11 protein-coding genes are annotated in these 14,137 nt (G+C 73.3%); 5 read left to right on the top strand and 6 right to left on the bottom strand.

The genetic code is table 11. The annotated features are described in order from the left end of the window. The first annotated feature begins 63 nt into the window (after window positions 1-63). From AD017_RS14075 to AD017_RS14060, 4 genes are all read left to right on the top strand, one after another. Window positions 64-618: a DUF3558 family protein gene (locus AD017_RS14075; protein WP_060574496.1), complete on the top strand. Its 555-nt coding sequence runs from the start codon at window positions 64-66 to the stop codon at window positions 616-618. Window positions 619-695: 77 nt separating this feature from the next. Further along, the gene (locus AD017_RS14070; RefSeq protein WP_060574495.1) at window positions 696-1,079 is read left to right on the top strand and encodes a PE domain-containing protein; all 384 of its coding nucleotides are present in this window, start codon (window positions 696-698) and stop codon (window positions 1,077-1,079) included. Window positions 1,080-1,088: 9 nt separating this feature from the next. After that, window positions 1,089-2,513, top strand: a complete 1,425-nt coding sequence (locus AD017_RS14065) for a hypothetical protein (protein WP_145984052.1) — start codon at window positions 1,089-1,091, stop codon at window positions 2,511-2,513. Continuing rightward, window positions 2,510-3,328 carry an ESX secretion-associated protein EspG gene (locus AD017_RS14060; protein ID WP_060574493.1) on the top strand — a complete coding sequence of 273 codons (819 nt, stop codon included), beginning with the start codon at window positions 2,510-2,512 and terminating at the stop codon, window positions 3,326-3,328. The genes AD017_RS14065 and AD017_RS14060 overlap by 4 nt, the downstream gene beginning before the upstream one ends. Window positions 3,329-3,334: 6 nt before the next feature. Here the strand turns inward: AD017_RS14060 and AD017_RS14055 are convergent, their stop codons facing one another. The 6 genes from AD017_RS14055 to AD017_RS14030 are packed head-to-tail and all read right to left on the bottom strand — an operon-like array spanning window position 3,335 to window position 10,909. Then, entirely contained in the window at window positions 3,335-4,363 is a 1,029-nt protein-coding gene (locus AD017_RS14055; protein WP_060574492.1) for a C40 family peptidase, read from the bottom strand. Next, window positions 4,360-4,962: a hypothetical protein gene (locus tag AD017_RS14050; protein ID WP_082399245.1), complete on the bottom strand. Its 603-nt coding sequence runs from the start codon at window positions 4,960-4,962 to the stop codon at window positions 4,360-4,362. Before AD017_RS14050 ends, AD017_RS14055 begins: the two co-directional genes overlap by 4 nt. Beyond that, window positions 4,946-6,859 (bottom strand): hypothetical protein, encoded by a 1,914-nt coding sequence (locus AD017_RS14045; protein WP_060574491.1) that lies wholly within the window; start codon window positions 6,857-6,859, stop codon window positions 4,946-4,948. The genes AD017_RS14050 and AD017_RS14045 overlap by 17 nt, the downstream gene beginning before the upstream one ends. Further along, a complete protein-coding gene (locus AD017_RS14040; protein WP_227012746.1) occupies window positions 6,856-9,870 on the bottom strand; it encodes an ATP-binding protein in 3,015 nt (1,004 codons plus the stop codon). Before AD017_RS14040 ends, AD017_RS14045 begins: the two co-directional genes overlap by 4 nt. Continuing rightward, window positions 9,857-10,633, bottom strand: coding sequence for a hypothetical protein (locus AD017_RS35810; protein WP_060574489.1), 777 nt, complete (start codon window positions 10,631-10,633; stop codon window positions 9,857-9,859). The genes AD017_RS14040 and AD017_RS35810 overlap by 14 nt, the downstream gene beginning before the upstream one ends. Before the next feature lie 3 nt (window positions 10,634-10,636). Then, window positions 10,637-10,909, bottom strand: coding sequence for a hypothetical protein (locus tag AD017_RS14030; protein WP_010244125.1), 273 nt, complete (start codon window positions 10,907-10,909; stop codon window positions 10,637-10,639). A 618-nt stretch (window positions 10,910-11,527) separates the two neighbouring features. Here AD017_RS14030 and AD017_RS14025 point away from each other — a divergent pair. Next, entirely contained in the window at window positions 11,528-14,119 is a 2,592-nt protein-coding gene (locus AD017_RS14025; protein ID WP_082538254.1) for a heterodisulfide reductase-related iron-sulfur binding cluster, read from the top strand. Window positions 14,120-14,137 lie beyond the last annotated feature (18 nt).

The raw sequence follows: 14,137 nt of genomic DNA, 5'->3' as shown, positions 1-14,137 counted from the left end.
GAAAGGGAGCGCTGGGTACGAGGGCGGTCTAATCTGTTGATTCCCCCCGTTCCGGAGGATCACGTGGCACGACCGACCCGGAGCTACGCGACCCCGTTCATGGTGTCGTTCCTCTGCGGAGCAGTGCTCGCCGGCTGCGCCGCGAACACTCCGGACAGTTCGTTTCCGGTGCGCCCGCACGATATCGACGTGGGCCGGATCGACCCGTGCGCACTGCTGACATCGGAGACCAGGACCGCACTCGGCGTGCGCGACGGAGAGTCGAGCCGGAACACGCTCGACGACGGCGTGGAGGCCCGGAACTGCGGATGGGACAACTTCGACACAGGAACGAGCTACAGCGTCCAGATCGTCGGGATCAGCGCCGAGGCCGCGGTCGGCAGCGGCCGATCGATCGAGAACGTCGCCGGTTACGGCGCCGTCCAGCAGATCGAGACCCCGGGTTCCGCGCCGTCGTGCGCGCTCGTCGTCGATGTCGACGACATGCAGATGATGCGCGTCCTGGTCCTCTCGACCCACTACGTGGACGGCCGGCCCCGGCCGATCGACGACGTGTGTGGCGAGGTGCTCCACGTGGCCACCGACGTGGTCGCACGTGCGCGGCGTCTCGCTCCCTGACCTCGTCACGATTCACTCCGGCAAACGCGGATCGTCGATCCGCCTCGGCCCCGCTCTCGCCGTCCTAGCGTCGCCGTGTGGACATCGATCCCCATTCCCCCCGCGGAACCGCGTCGGACAGCCTGATGACCCAGATCGATCGGACGAATGTCCTGGCGGTCCGGAACGAGCTCCAATTCCAGGCGGAGCAGATGCAGGTGGCGCTGCGGCGCGCCCGCGACGACTGTGTGGTGAGGCCTTGCGGTGGCGACCTCGTGTCGAGGGACGCAGCCTTGTCCTTCGGCCGGAAGGTCGAGCAGATCATCGCCGTGCACACCGCTCACCTCCACGAGATCATCGAAGCGGTCGGCCGACTGACCGAGACCGCCCACCACTACGGATACACCGAGGAAGCGATCACGGCATCCCTGGACGCGGCACGCCCCCGGCTGACCGCGCGCCTCCACGAATACCGCGCGTAGGAGGCGACCATGGCCGTATCTGACATGCCCGTCCTGGGTTGCTACAACTTCGCGGCGTTCGACATGGCGACGAAGTTCGCCTGGGTGAACGGTCAGCCCGGGATGACGGTGGCCCAGCAGACCTCGGACGGTCTCACCACCCTCGCGACCACTCTCGACACGACGCGGCAGTCCACCGACCGCGGGGTCGGGGATCTGGGGGTCTCGTGGACCGGCCGGGCGGGCGACGCCGCCCGGACCTCGCTCGCCACGACGGCCGGTGGGATCGCCGACACCGCCACCGTCGTACGGAACGGCGCGGATCGGATGGCCGACCACGGCCGATCGTTCGAGGCGATGCGTCGTCAGATCACCTACACGGATCCTGACGACCACACCTGGTTCGCACGAGCCGTCGACAACGGCAGCGAGGCGTGGCACTCCCTGTGGGGCAGGGGCGACGACCACGTCACGATCGCCGAGCACAACCAGGCCAACGACGAGGTCGCCAACCGCGCACTCGCCCGGTACCAGAGCGAGACGTTCGAGACCGACAGCCGTTTCACCACGGCGACGGCACCCGCGGGGGTCTCGCCCGGCCAGGGAGCGGGTCCCGGATCCGAAGGATCAGTGGCCGGTGGCGGGGACCGAGGCGGTGGGGTGTCCGGCGGTGTCGCAGGTGCGGGTGGTGGATCAGGCATCGGCGGCGCGGGCGGTGGCACGGTCGGTGGAGGCCCGAGCAGCCCCGGGCAAGTCCCCGGCCCCGGGACGTCCGGCGGACCCGCCCCGGTGGGCGTCACCCCCGTCCCCACACCTCCTGGACCGGGCCGCGAGACCCCCGGGGCGACCTCACGCGGGAGACCTGGCCCAGGCGGCGGCCCGGACCGGACCACCCCGTCGGGACACGTGCCCGGGGGCGGCCAGGACCTGACACGGCTGCCCGGAACGGGTGGCGACGCCATCGGTCCCGACAGGCCCACGTCCGACCGGGCGTTCCCCGCCCCGGTCCCCACCGTCAGCGCCCCCGACGCCGCGCGGGCCCGCGACGAGCGCGCCGCCCGGTTCACCGAGGAGGCACGGAGGCACCAGCTGCCGACCGGGCCCCGCGGCGGGGTGCCCGTCGCCGGCCGCGGCTCCGGCGGCGGGCTCGCCGAGCCGTACCCGCCGACCGCGGGCCGCCCGGGCGGCGGATCCGTCGGAGGGTGGGGCACGGAGCCCCGCGGCCCCGGCGCCCGCGGCGGGTTCGGCGAGGCCCACCCGCTCCGGACCGCCGATGCCGGAGCCGCCCGCGCCGCGACGGGTGCGGGCGGCTACGGCCCGATGGCCGGTGGCGTCGGCGGCGCCCGTGACGGGCAGGACCACCGCAACCGCTACGTCGTCCCCACCGACGAGGTCTTCGCCGTCGAGATCACCGCCACCGACGCCGTCCTCGGTCCCGACGAGGACCCGCGATGATCGACTGGAGCCGGGCCACCGTCCTCACCGCCACCGAGTTCGACGTCGCGCGCGACCTGCTCGACCTCGGCCGCAACCCTGCGGTCCTGGGGCTGGTCAGTCCCGGCCCCACCGACGTCGAACGGGCCCGGGTCGTCCGCGGGGGGATCGCGTCGCTCGCCGCACGTGGGCTCGTCACCGGCGGTGGGTTCCTGCCCGCACTGGCCGACGACCTCCGCACGGCGGTCGGGGCCGAGTTCCAGCACGACCTCGTCGTCGCCCCGCCGTCCCGGCAGCGCGCGGTCGTCGGGCACCGCGCCGGACGGGCCGTGCTGGCCACCCGCATCGGCGACGATGTGGCGCTGCTGCGGATCCGGCCGGAGGACGCCGCCGCGACCCTGGTGTCGCTGCTCGGCCCCGTCGTCGCGGCACCGGGACCGACCGTGCGGATCCCGGCCGGGGTGCTGGCCGACGCCGTCGCCGCTGCCGGGGGCGACGACGCGCGGTTCGTCCCGGAGCTGCTGCGGCGCGGGTGCACCGGCTCCGAGGTGGACGTCGTCCGGCGGATGGGGGAGATCGACGGGATGGCGCAGCTCGGCGCGGGCAGACGGGGGCCGGACCCGTGCCGGGCACCGGGTGTCCTGCTGGTCCACGCGACGGCGGAGGGCTGCTTCCACCAGCACCGCCCCACCCCGGCCGTCGTCGGCGGGGCGCTGCCGGACGGCGCGACGGTCCACGCCGGTCCGGCCGACGGGCCGCTCCTCGTCGGCGAGCTGGAGCGGCTCGCGGACGCGGCGCGGTGTCGCCGGGCGCGCGTCGGGCCCGTGCGGAGCTGACCGGCCCTACGCCGGGTTCGGCGTCGTCCCCGGGCGGGTGGCCAGCGGGACCAGGTCCTCGAAGTCCCACGGCACCGGCTGCACCCGCACCGGATGGTCCTTGTTCGGCGCCTCGACCATCTTGTCGTCGCCGATGAACATCGTGACGTGGTAGATCGTCGACGGGTCCGACGTGTCGTGGGCGTAGAACAGGAAGTCGCCCGGCTGCACGTCCCGGTTGGGCAGGTGCCCGCCGGAGTTGTACTGGTCGCGGGAGACCCGCGGGATGGTCATCCCGGCCGCCTCGTAGGCGCGCATCAGCAGCCCGGAGCAGTCGTAGGCGTTCGGGCCGGTCGCGCCCCACACGTAGGGCTTGCCGAGCTCGCGCAGCGCGAAGCCGATCGCGGCGCCTGCCGCGCCGGGGGGCAGCGCACCCGTCGTCCCGGGCTCGCACCCGGTCGGGTTCGCGACGTCACCGACCTGCTCGACGAGCGCTGCGGCGAGGGGCTCCCACTTGGCGTAGGCGTCGGGGAAGGCCGAGCGCTGCACGGTCTGCGCGGCGACCGTGATCGGCATGCTCTCCCAGCCGGGCACCTCGAGCAGCCGCTCGTAGAAGATCCGGCTGCTGTACGCCGGGTCGGTGACCTGCGCGGGCGTGCCCCAGCCCTGCGACGGCCGCTGCTGGAACAGGCCCAGCGAGTCACGGTCGCCGTAGTCGATGTTGCGGAGGGTGGACTCCTGCATCGCGGTGGCCAGCGCCACGAGCCACGCGCGCGGCGGCAGGTCCATGTCCTTGGCGACCGAGATGATCGACGAGGCGTTCTGGCGCTGGTCGTCGGCCAGCGTCTCGATGGTCGCGCCACCGCCCCCGCGTCCGACGGTCGCCGTCGAGATCCCGGTGTCGCACCATGCGGAACCGCCGGTCCGCCCGCCACCGATGTTCGGGCTGAACGCCAGGAACCCGACGGTCAGGAACAGGACCAGCGCCATCCCGATGGCGACGAACGGCAGCAGGAGCCGCAGCGGGCGCAGCGCCCGGGTGACCGGTGTGCTCATGCCCGGTCGTAGCGGGACACCTTCCAGCCCGCCTCGGTGTCCACGACCAGGATCGTCAGCCGGATGGAGTCGGTGGGGACCTCGACCTCGACGCTCTTGGGCGCGACCCGGACGGGCGTGGCCGCGCCGGTCACCCGGGAGGCCGGGACGTTGGCCGGGTCGACGCCCGCGAGCACACCGAGGAACTCGTCGGTCGTGTACGGGCGCAGGCCGGCCACCCACTGCTGCGCCGTCATGCCCTCGGGGTGGTTCACCCAGGCCGACGCCCAGACCCGCGCGACCTCGAGCGCCTGGGGCGGCGCCTGGTCGACCGGACGGGACTCCGGGGTCAGCGGGGACACCGGGGGCAGCATCGTCGGCGTCGGCGTGGCGGAGACACCGGAGCCCTGCTCCCACCGCTCGCCCTGACCGCCGCCGGCCAGGAGACCACCGCTCGACGCGCCGCCGCCGACCTGGCCGCCGACCAGGACCAGCCCGAACACGAGCCCGCCGAGCAGGACGACGGTCACGGCCAGCCGGGCGGGTGAGCGCAGCGGCCATTGCCAGATGATCCGGTAGGCGGCCGTCCGGCCGCGCGGGGACCTAATCGGCACGGCCACCGTCCCGGCCGTCGGCGGTCCGCGCGGCGCGCGGACGGTAGATCTTGTAGACGGGGACGCCGTCGACCAGCTCGGGCGTCACCGGCGACGGGTCGCCGGGGCGGCGGGCGGACGCCTCGTCGCGACGGTAGATCGACCGGTCGTCGATCTCGCCGGGGTCGGTCCGGCCGGGGACGCCCGGGCCGGTGCCGGGGCGTCCGGACGCGCCGACCGGCAGCTGCCCGCGACGCGGTTCGGCGATCCGATTGCTCTCCTGCCGGCCGGGGACCTCCGGCTGCGGCCTGCGGCGCCACGACCGGGCACCCGGCCCCGCGACCGTCTCCGCCTCCGGCCGGGCGGCGTCGGGATCACCGGCGCCGGGACCGGTGCCGCGCTCGGACCACCAGCGGGACTGACGCTCGTCGCCCGGCAGCGGACCGCGCATCCGGTTCCAGACCTTCGACATCGGCCCGTCGCCGACGCCCGGGACGATCCCGCCGAACTGCTCCCGGGTCAGCGACACCATCGACACCAGCCGCCGGAACGGCCGGGCGACCGCCCACATCACCAGGGTCACGACCCCGGTGACCAGCAGCGCCAGCCACAGGTCGATCCCGGAGCCGGGGGCGAACAGCGACACCACGAGCAACGCGTGCAGGCCCGCGAGCGCGCCCACGACGAGCGTGTTGACGACCGCCGCACCCGCGATGCGCAGGATCGCCGGGATGACGTCCGGTTTCAGCAGCGCGACCACCGCGACCGCCGGCGCACACACCACCAGCAGTCTGATGATCAGCAACGCGACCAGCACCAGGACCTTCGCCAGGAGCTGGAACAGCGCGATGCAGGCCGCCTGGACGAGGGCCAGCGTGCCGGCGCCGATCCGGCTGCCGGTCGCGCCCGTGAAGTAGGCGTAGCGGTCGCCCATCCGGTCGGCGATCGCCGAGTAGTCGGCCTTCTTCCGCTCGGCCGTCTCGGAGGTGTCCTGCCCCTGGTCGATCTCGTCGATGGTGAACGCCTGGGCACGCAGGAGGTCACGCCCGAGCTCCTGGGCCTGCGGGACGTCCGGCGCGCCGAAGGTCCCGCGCAGCCAGTTCTGGTAGGCGACCTGGTCCACGAGAATCGTCGGCAGGGTGTCCCGGGTGCCGAGCCCGATCTGGCCGAGGAAGCCCTCCTGCATCTGCGTGACGCCGTCGAGCAGCAGGTCGTCGGCGGCCCGCGACCAGTTCACCGGGGCGAGATAGGCCGCGGAACCGATCATCAGGGCGAGCACCGCGATCGCGGTGCGCTGGGCCTGGCGGGCGAGGTCGCCGCGCATCGCGAGGAGCAGGACGATGATCGCGAACCCGAGCAGGGCGAGCCCGACCCAGGTGGTGAAGACCGTCTCGTACATCGCGCGGGTCGCGGTGGAGATGACGGTGTCGAGCGGCTCGAACAGCGCGCCGCCGTCGGCGATCAGGTAGTGCGCCCAGTTGACGCCACCGACGCTGAGCTTGGCCAGGTTGAAGACCTGGTTGCCGAGCCAGGTGTCGGTGGTGACCGACGGGTTCAGCACCCCGGAGGCGGCGCAGCCCAGGTCGTAGTTGTGCCAGACGAGCCCGGCGTAGCCGACCTCCTCGTAGACGCTGCCGAGCTCACCGTGCAGCGCGGACGGCCGGTCGAGCGAGCCCACGAGACCGGTCCCGGGCCGGTCCGGTTCCGGCGGGGTCTTGCAGTCCAGGGCCTGGGCCATGGCGGGGGTGCCGACGAGGATCGTGCCGACCGCCAGCGCGGCGACCACCAGTGCCGCCCGGCGGCGCGGGCGGCGCGGCGGCCGCTCGGTGCGCGTCCGGCGGACCGCGACGACGACGGCCGCGAGCACGATGCCGAGGACGACCCAGACACCGGCGCCACCGGACGGATCCAGCCCGGCCGTCACCGCCCGTCCCCGCCGGGATCGGGCGGGTCGTGGGCGTCGGCGCGCGATGCGGCCGGTCGGTGCCCGTTGCCGGCGGGACCGTGCCCGCCGTCGTCGTCCGGGGGCGGGGGTTCGTCGACGATCCAGTCCTCGTCGTACTCGTCGAGCAGGTCGATCTGCTCGTCGTCGTAGATCTCGGTGGAGGACCCGGGGCCGGGCGAGACGACCTGCACCCCGCCGGCGCGGACCCGTCCGGCCAGCACCGGATCGGTCTCGCCGGGCCCGATCCGCGTGTCGACGTCGAGGTCGTCGCCGTCGAGATCGGGCAGCGCCGCGGGCGGCGGTGCCTGGCGGGCGGCGGGCAGCGGCGTCGGCTCGTCCGGGGCGTTGATCTCCGGGCCGGACGGTGGGCGGGGCGCGGTGGCACGGGCGGCGTCCGGGTTGGTGTCGAGTGCCTCCCGGATGTGCTCCAAGTGCGGCGCCTCCAGGTCGATCCGGATCTTCTCGACGCCACCGTGCCCGTCGGCGAAGACGAACTGGCGGGGTGTGTCGTCCGGCCGGTCGTCGTGCCGGGGGCGCGGCGAGAGCGTCCCGAGCATCTCCTCGTAGCCGACGTCGGTGGGCACCCGCAGCAGCCGCAGCGCCTCGGACTGGGCCTCCTCGTCGTCGGTGCGGCCGACGAACACGGCGTTGACCAGCGACGCGAACCCGGAGACCCGCAGCAGGTCGCCGGCCAGCTGGGACGCGAACAGCGCCCGGACGTTGAACTTCCGGGAGTCGCGGGCGAGCCGGTCGATCAGCACCTTGCCGGTGGGCACCTGGGACAGGAAGTGCGTCTCGTCGAGCGCGACGCCCTTGCGCAGGTTGCGGTCGGCGTCGTAGATCGTGCGCTGGGTCAGCCAGGACGCCAGGTTCAGCAGCTCCACGCCGAGCGACTCGTTGTCGGTCCACTCCTCGCGCGGGCTGCCCGGCCGCGGCAGTGACAGGCCCTGCATGGTCAGCACGGTGAGGCGGTAGTCGCGGTCGGCGTGCCACGGGTCGGCCCGGGTCTCGTCCGGGAAGAGCAGCGCGGCCTGCGGAAGCTCACGGCGCTCGTCGAGGAAGTCCGCGACGACGCCGGCGTGCTCCTCACCCTCGGACGCGTGCCGACGCAGGGTGTCGATGACCATGCCGGGGTGCCGGTCGGGCGCGCCGCCGACCTCGCGTACGGCACGCAGCAGCACGATCCGGGTGTGCGGCTGCCGGGAGATCTCGTAGGGCAGGAGACCGGACAGCACGTCCAGCACCAGACGACGACGGGTGGCCGCCGCCAGCGAACGTTCCCGCTTCCAGGCGCGCTCGGGGTCCTCGTCGTCGGCGAAGTGGTCCGGGCGGGGTTCGGCGACCACCCGGTACGGGTTCAGGATGCCCGGGTCGGCGCGCAGCAGGTTGATGTGCCGGGAGAACGGCGCCAGCTCCGGGAGCCGGGTCAGCTCGGCCAGCGGACCGGACGGGTCGAGCACCGTCCAGCGTGCCCCGCCGCGCAGCGTCTTGTAGACGACCAGCCCGGTCAGGAACGACTTCCCGGAGCCCAGGCCACCGACGATCGCGGTCAGGCCGGACGCGCGCCGCACCTCCTGCGCGAGCCACGGGTCCCAGGCCACCGGACGCCGGGTCGCGGTGCAGGTCTCGCCGAGCATGATCCCGCGCCGGTCACCGACGCTCGCGGTCGCCGCGGGGACCGCGGCCGCCGCCCACGTGACGGAGCCGCGCCGGCGGTAGGCCGTCGACGCCAGCGGCTCGCCGGGGATGAACTCACGGGCGTAGCGGTACTGGGCCTCGGGGTGCTCGATCTGCACCTTCGGCCGGTACATGTCGACGATCTGCTGGGCGCGGGTGGTCGCCTCGGCCTCGTCGCGGCCGGAGACGGCGATCCGCCACCAGCCGTACAACCGGGTGTTCATCTGGGTGAGCCCGGTGGTGAGCTCGTCCTCGACCTCGAGCACGCGGTCGGCCTGGCGGGCCAGCGACATCGGCGGGTCGAGATCGTGGTCGTGGGTGTAGTGCCGGATCTGGCTGCGCACCTTGCCCATCTGGCGCTGCAGCTCGCCCGTGACGTCCTCCGGGCGCCGGATGTAGATCCGCGCGGACCACTCGACCGGGAACGGCAGGCGGTCGGAGTGCTGCATCCACGGGTCGTCGATCTCGGGGATCCGCAGGCCCTCCATCAGGCCCACCGAGAGCACGGCGACGTTGCGGGACACGGCCTGCGACCGCATCCGTCCCACCACCTGGACGGTCGGGGCGTAGGGCTCCTGGTGCAGGTCGACACCCTCGGTGAAGGCGGCGAGGTCCTCGGCCTCCCAGGTGGAGACCCCGCGCGGGACCGACGACAGCCCGCGCGGCGCCGGCAGCCCCAGCGCGACGGAGCGGTGCATCAGCCAGGCCATGTCCTCGGAGCTAGCCGGTACGGCGTCGAGCCCGGAGCCGGCGACCAGGACGTCGAGGTGGCTGACCTCGGACTCCAGCGCGGCGAGCTCGGCCCGCACCGCCGACGGCGCGATCCGGTCCAGCACCGGCGCGGCGCGCTCCACCCAGCGGTCCAGCAGGCCGCGGCCGGACACCTCGATGCCGAGGAAGACCTCCTTGTCGGCCATCGACAGGCCCATCAGGTGGCGCTGCTCGCCCTCCAGGAAGCCGTCCCAGCCCAGCGCGCCGGGCACGTCGGGCATCCGGCCGAGCGCGTTCTGGTCGAACGACTCCGCCCACATGTGCACCGGGTACGGCCGCGTCGTGACGCGCAGGTGCACCCATCGGCCCTGCATCTCCCCGAGCTGCGCGGCGATCTGCCGGATCAGCACCTCGCGCTGGCCGTCACTGCGGAAGCTCCAGGCCTGCGCGGCGAGCCGGTACCAGGCCATGACCTGGGTACCGGTGCGCGTCAGGTGGCCGTCGATCGAGCGCAGCGCGATCGACGGCGTGTAGCCCGAACCGCCCTCGCCGGCACGGGCGCGGCCACGCCGCCGGCGGGACGTCCGCTCAGGTGCGGCCACGGTGGCCACCCTTGCGCCACGGCTCCGGACGGCTGACGCGGGCCGGGGTGGTCGCGCCGCGGCCACGGCCCCGCCCGCGGGCCCGGCGGAACCGGCCCTGCCGCGGGGCGCTGCCCGGCTCGGGCAGCGGCGGGACGACACGTTCCGGCTCGGCCTGTGCCGGGACGACCGGAACGGCGGGCTCGGTCTCGCCGGTCACGTCCACGACCGTGCCGCCGGCGGGGGACCGGCGCGGTGTCGTGGCGGGACCGGCCGCGGCACCTACGAGCGCGCCCTTCGTGGCGACCGGGCGTCCGAACTGCCCGCCGGTGGCGGGGGAGGTGTCGGGCAACGCCGGCGCGGCGGACCGGTCGGCGACCTTCCAGGGGCGCGGCCGGCCCCCGCGGGGCGGCTGCCCCGGGTGCGCGCGCGACGTGCGGACCCGGACGTGCCCGGCCCGCACCGACCCACCACCCGAACGACGACCCGCACGCGGCCCGGTGACCTCGGCCCAGAACTGGCCGAGCACCTGACCGAGCGGACGCTCGTAGTCGATCTTCTTGCCGAGGAAGCGGGTGATGGCGACGGTGCCCACGAGCGCCCACGCGACCGAGAAGAAGTCGAGCCCGATGCCCAGCCTGCGCTGCACCATCATGATCAGCATGATCACGAGCAGCCCGACGCCGTAGCTCACGTACCGGGCCCGCCAGGGGAAGGTGGCGCGCGGTGGGCCGAGCCAGACGGCGTCGACCCGGTAGACCTCGTCGTCCGTGCGAACGAGCACGGATCAGCCCGTGGAGACGAGGAGGTTGGCCAGCGCCTGGCCGACCGCGGGACCGTTGCCGGTCACGGCGATGCCGAGCGCGATGAGGCCGACCAGCAGGCCGACGCTGCGGCGGGCGACGCCCGCGTTGTCACCCCTGCCACCGATCCAGAGCAGGATCACGGCGATCGCGAGCAGGATCAGCGGAACGATGTTGTTCGTGATCCAGTCACGGAGGTTGACCGTCGTGAGCTCGCCCTGGGCCAGCACCAGCTGGATCGCCTCGTGCGAGGTCATCTCAGCTCCTCCTTGCGGAATCCACTCGTCCGAATCGCTCCCGCAGGCGAGTAGACCACGAGACCCGGCGGTGATAATAGACGAGTGGCCCGTACGCCCGGTGTGAACGCCACGCACCGCATCCGGGTGGACACGGTCGGCCGAACGGTCGAGCACGCTCCGGGGCGTGACTCGTACCTCATATCGGGCACCCCGGTGGGATCTCCCCACCCGCGAATGTCATGGTCACGGGTGGCTACTGTTCGGTAACAAAGCACCACCCGTCGGGAGGTGGGGCAGCGCGCGCCGCGTCCACGCGCACTACCCTTCGCCCGACCGCCGTCGCGTCCCACCACAGCAACGCGACGGCGACGTCCGAGGAGGCACTGCGATGGAGAGGCCCGCCCGGTCCCGGCGGCACGGTCCGCCGTGCCCGCGTGACCCCCGGCCCCGCGCGGTGACCTCCCGGACCGGCTCCTCGATTCCCGTCCCGTTCCGCCTCGACGTCAGTGCCGACGCGCGCCCCGTCATCGCTCTCTGCGGTGCGACGCGCCTCGGCGCCTCCCGTCACCGGCCGGCACGGCCCCGCACCGCTCTCGGGCCGGGACCACTGGGCGTTCTACAGGGAGGTTCCCCCGCATGACCTGGGTGCAGTACACGTTGGGCATCGTCACGGTGCTGTCGGCGATCGCCGCGGTGGCGCTGGTGTGGCGCACGGTCGCCTACATGGTGAGCGTCATCCGGCTCGGTGAGCAGGACGCGACGCGGATCGGGCCGTTCGGGCCGCGGTTCGCGACGATGCTCAAGGAGACCCTGGGTCACACCAGGATGCTCAAGTGGAGTCACGTCGGTGTCTTCCACTGGCTGGTGATGGTCGGGTTCGGCGGCCTGTTCCTGGCGCTGATCGAGGCGTTCGTCGAGGTCTGGAACCCGACGTTCCACCTGCCGCTGCTGGGTGAGTGGAGCGTCTACTCCCTGTTCGTCGAGATCCTCGGTGTCGGCACGGTGGTCGGCATCGGCGTGCTGATCGTGATCCGGCAGCTGAACAACCCGCGGACCAAGGGCCGCATGTCGCGGTTCTACGGCTCGAACCAGGGCCGGGCGTACTTCGTCGAGGCGATCGTGTTCCTCGAGGGCCTGGGCATCCTGGTGGTGCGTGGCGCGAAGGACGCGCTGGGCGTGTTCGACGTCCCGACCTGGTCGGCGCCGGTGTCCAAGGCGCTGGGCACGATCCTGCCCGCGTCGCCGACGCTGGTCACGGTGTTCGCCGCGGTCAAGGTCCTCTCGGCGACGATCTGGCTGATCGTGATCGCGGCCAAGCCGACGATGGGTGTGGCCTGGCACCGGTTCACCGCGTTCCCCAACATCTACTTCAAGCGCGACGACGACGGCCGCAAGGCACTCGGCGCGACCCGGCCGATGATGTCCAAGGGTCAGGTCCTGGAGCTGGAGGAGGCCGACCCGGACGAGGACACCTTCGGTGTCGGGCGGGTCGAGGACTTCACCTGGAAGGGCCTGCTCGACTTCACGACCTGCACCGAGTGCGGTCGTTGCCAGTCGCAGTGCCCGGCGTGGAACACCGAGAAGCCGCTCTCGCCGAAGCTGCTGGTCAACGCGCTGCGCGACCATGCCTACGACAAGGCGCCCTACCTGCTGGCCGGCGGTTCGACCGACATGGCCGGCGACGAGGTCGGCATCACCGGCGACGACGCCGAGGCCCGTCTGGCCGCGATCCCCGAGGCCGCCCGCAAGGAGGCCGAGCGCCCCCTGATCGGCGGCGAGGACGTCCTCGGTGTGATCGACCCGGACATCCTGTGGTCCTGCACCATGTGCGGCGCCTGCGTCGAGCAGTGCCCGGTCGACATCGAGCACGTCGACCACATCGTCGACATGCGCCGCTACCAGGTCCTGATCGAGTCCGAGTTCCCGACCGAGCTCAACTCGCTGTTCAAGAACCTGGAGAACAAGGGCAACCCCTGGGGCCAGAACGCCAAGGACCGCCTGGAGTGGACCAAGAGCCTCGACTTCGAGGTCCCGGTCGTGGAGAGCGAGCTGCCCGCCGAGACCGAGTACCTGTTCTGGGTCGGCTGCGCGGGCGCGTTCGACGACGGCCAGAAGAAGACCGTGCAGGCCACCGCGGAGCTGCTGCACCGCGCCGGGGTCGACTTCGCGGTGCTCGGTTCGGGCGAGACCTGCACCGGTGACCCGGCCCGTCGCTCGGGCAACGAGTTCGTGTTCCAGATGCTGGCCCAGCAGAACGTCGAGACCCTCAACGGCGTGTTCGAGAAGCGCGAGGCCGGGACCCGCAAGATCGTCACGACCTGCCCGCACTGCCTCAACACCCTGGGCCGGGAGTACCCCCAGCTCGACGGGCACTACGAGGTCGTGCACCACACCCAGCTGCTGAACAAGCTGGTCCGGGAGAAGAAGCTGGTCCCGGTCAACGCCCCCGCCGGCGAGGAGACCGGCCCGGTCACCTACCACGACCCCTGCTACCTGGGCCGGCACAACGAGGTCTACGAGGACCCCCGCGACCTCGTCGGCGCCGCCGGGGCGACGCTGTCGGAGATGCCGCGCCACGCCGACCGGTCGATGTGCTGCGGTGCCGGTGGCGCCCGGATGTGGATGGAGGAGCGCATCGGCAAGCGCATCAACTTCACCCGCGCCGAGGAGGCCGCCGAGACCCTCACCAAGGCCGGCGGCGGGGACGAGCCCTCCGGCACCCTCGCGGTGGGCTGCCCGTTCTGCCGCACGATGATGACCGACGGCGTCAACCAGACCGCCGGCGACTCGGTGCAGGTCAAGGACGTCTCCCAGATGCTGCTCGCCGCCGTGCGGCGCGGCGACCCCGCGCCGGAGCCGACGCCGGAGCCCGAGCCGACGCCGGAGCCGGTCGTGGCCGCCGAGGCCGGGGACACCGCCGACACCGACGCGCAGGCCGGGAGCGAGTCCGCCACCGAGCCGGGCGCGACCCCGGAGCAGGAGTCCGAGCCGACGGCCGAGCCGGTCGCCGCCGACACCACCGGTGAGGCCGCGCCGACCACCGAGACCCCGGCCGTCGCCACGCCCGAGCCGGAGGTCGCCGAGGAGGCCGCCCGGCAGGACCCCGCACCGGCCGGGTCCGACGGGGCGTCCAGCACCGGGACGGCGGCGCCGTCGTCGTCCGGGAACGGGTCGTCCAACGGCTCCACCCCGGAGCAGGCGACGCAGGAACGGTCCAGCGAGAACTGATCCACCGCATCGACGGCG

It is taken from the genome of Pseudonocardia sp. EC080619-01, from assembly GCF_001420995.1.
Taxonomy (GTDB): domain Bacteria; phylum Actinomycetota; class Actinomycetes; order Mycobacteriales; family Pseudonocardiaceae; genus Pseudonocardia.
Note: the sequence above shows the minus strand (reverse complement) of the source record. Positions and strands in the feature narration are given on the sequence as shown.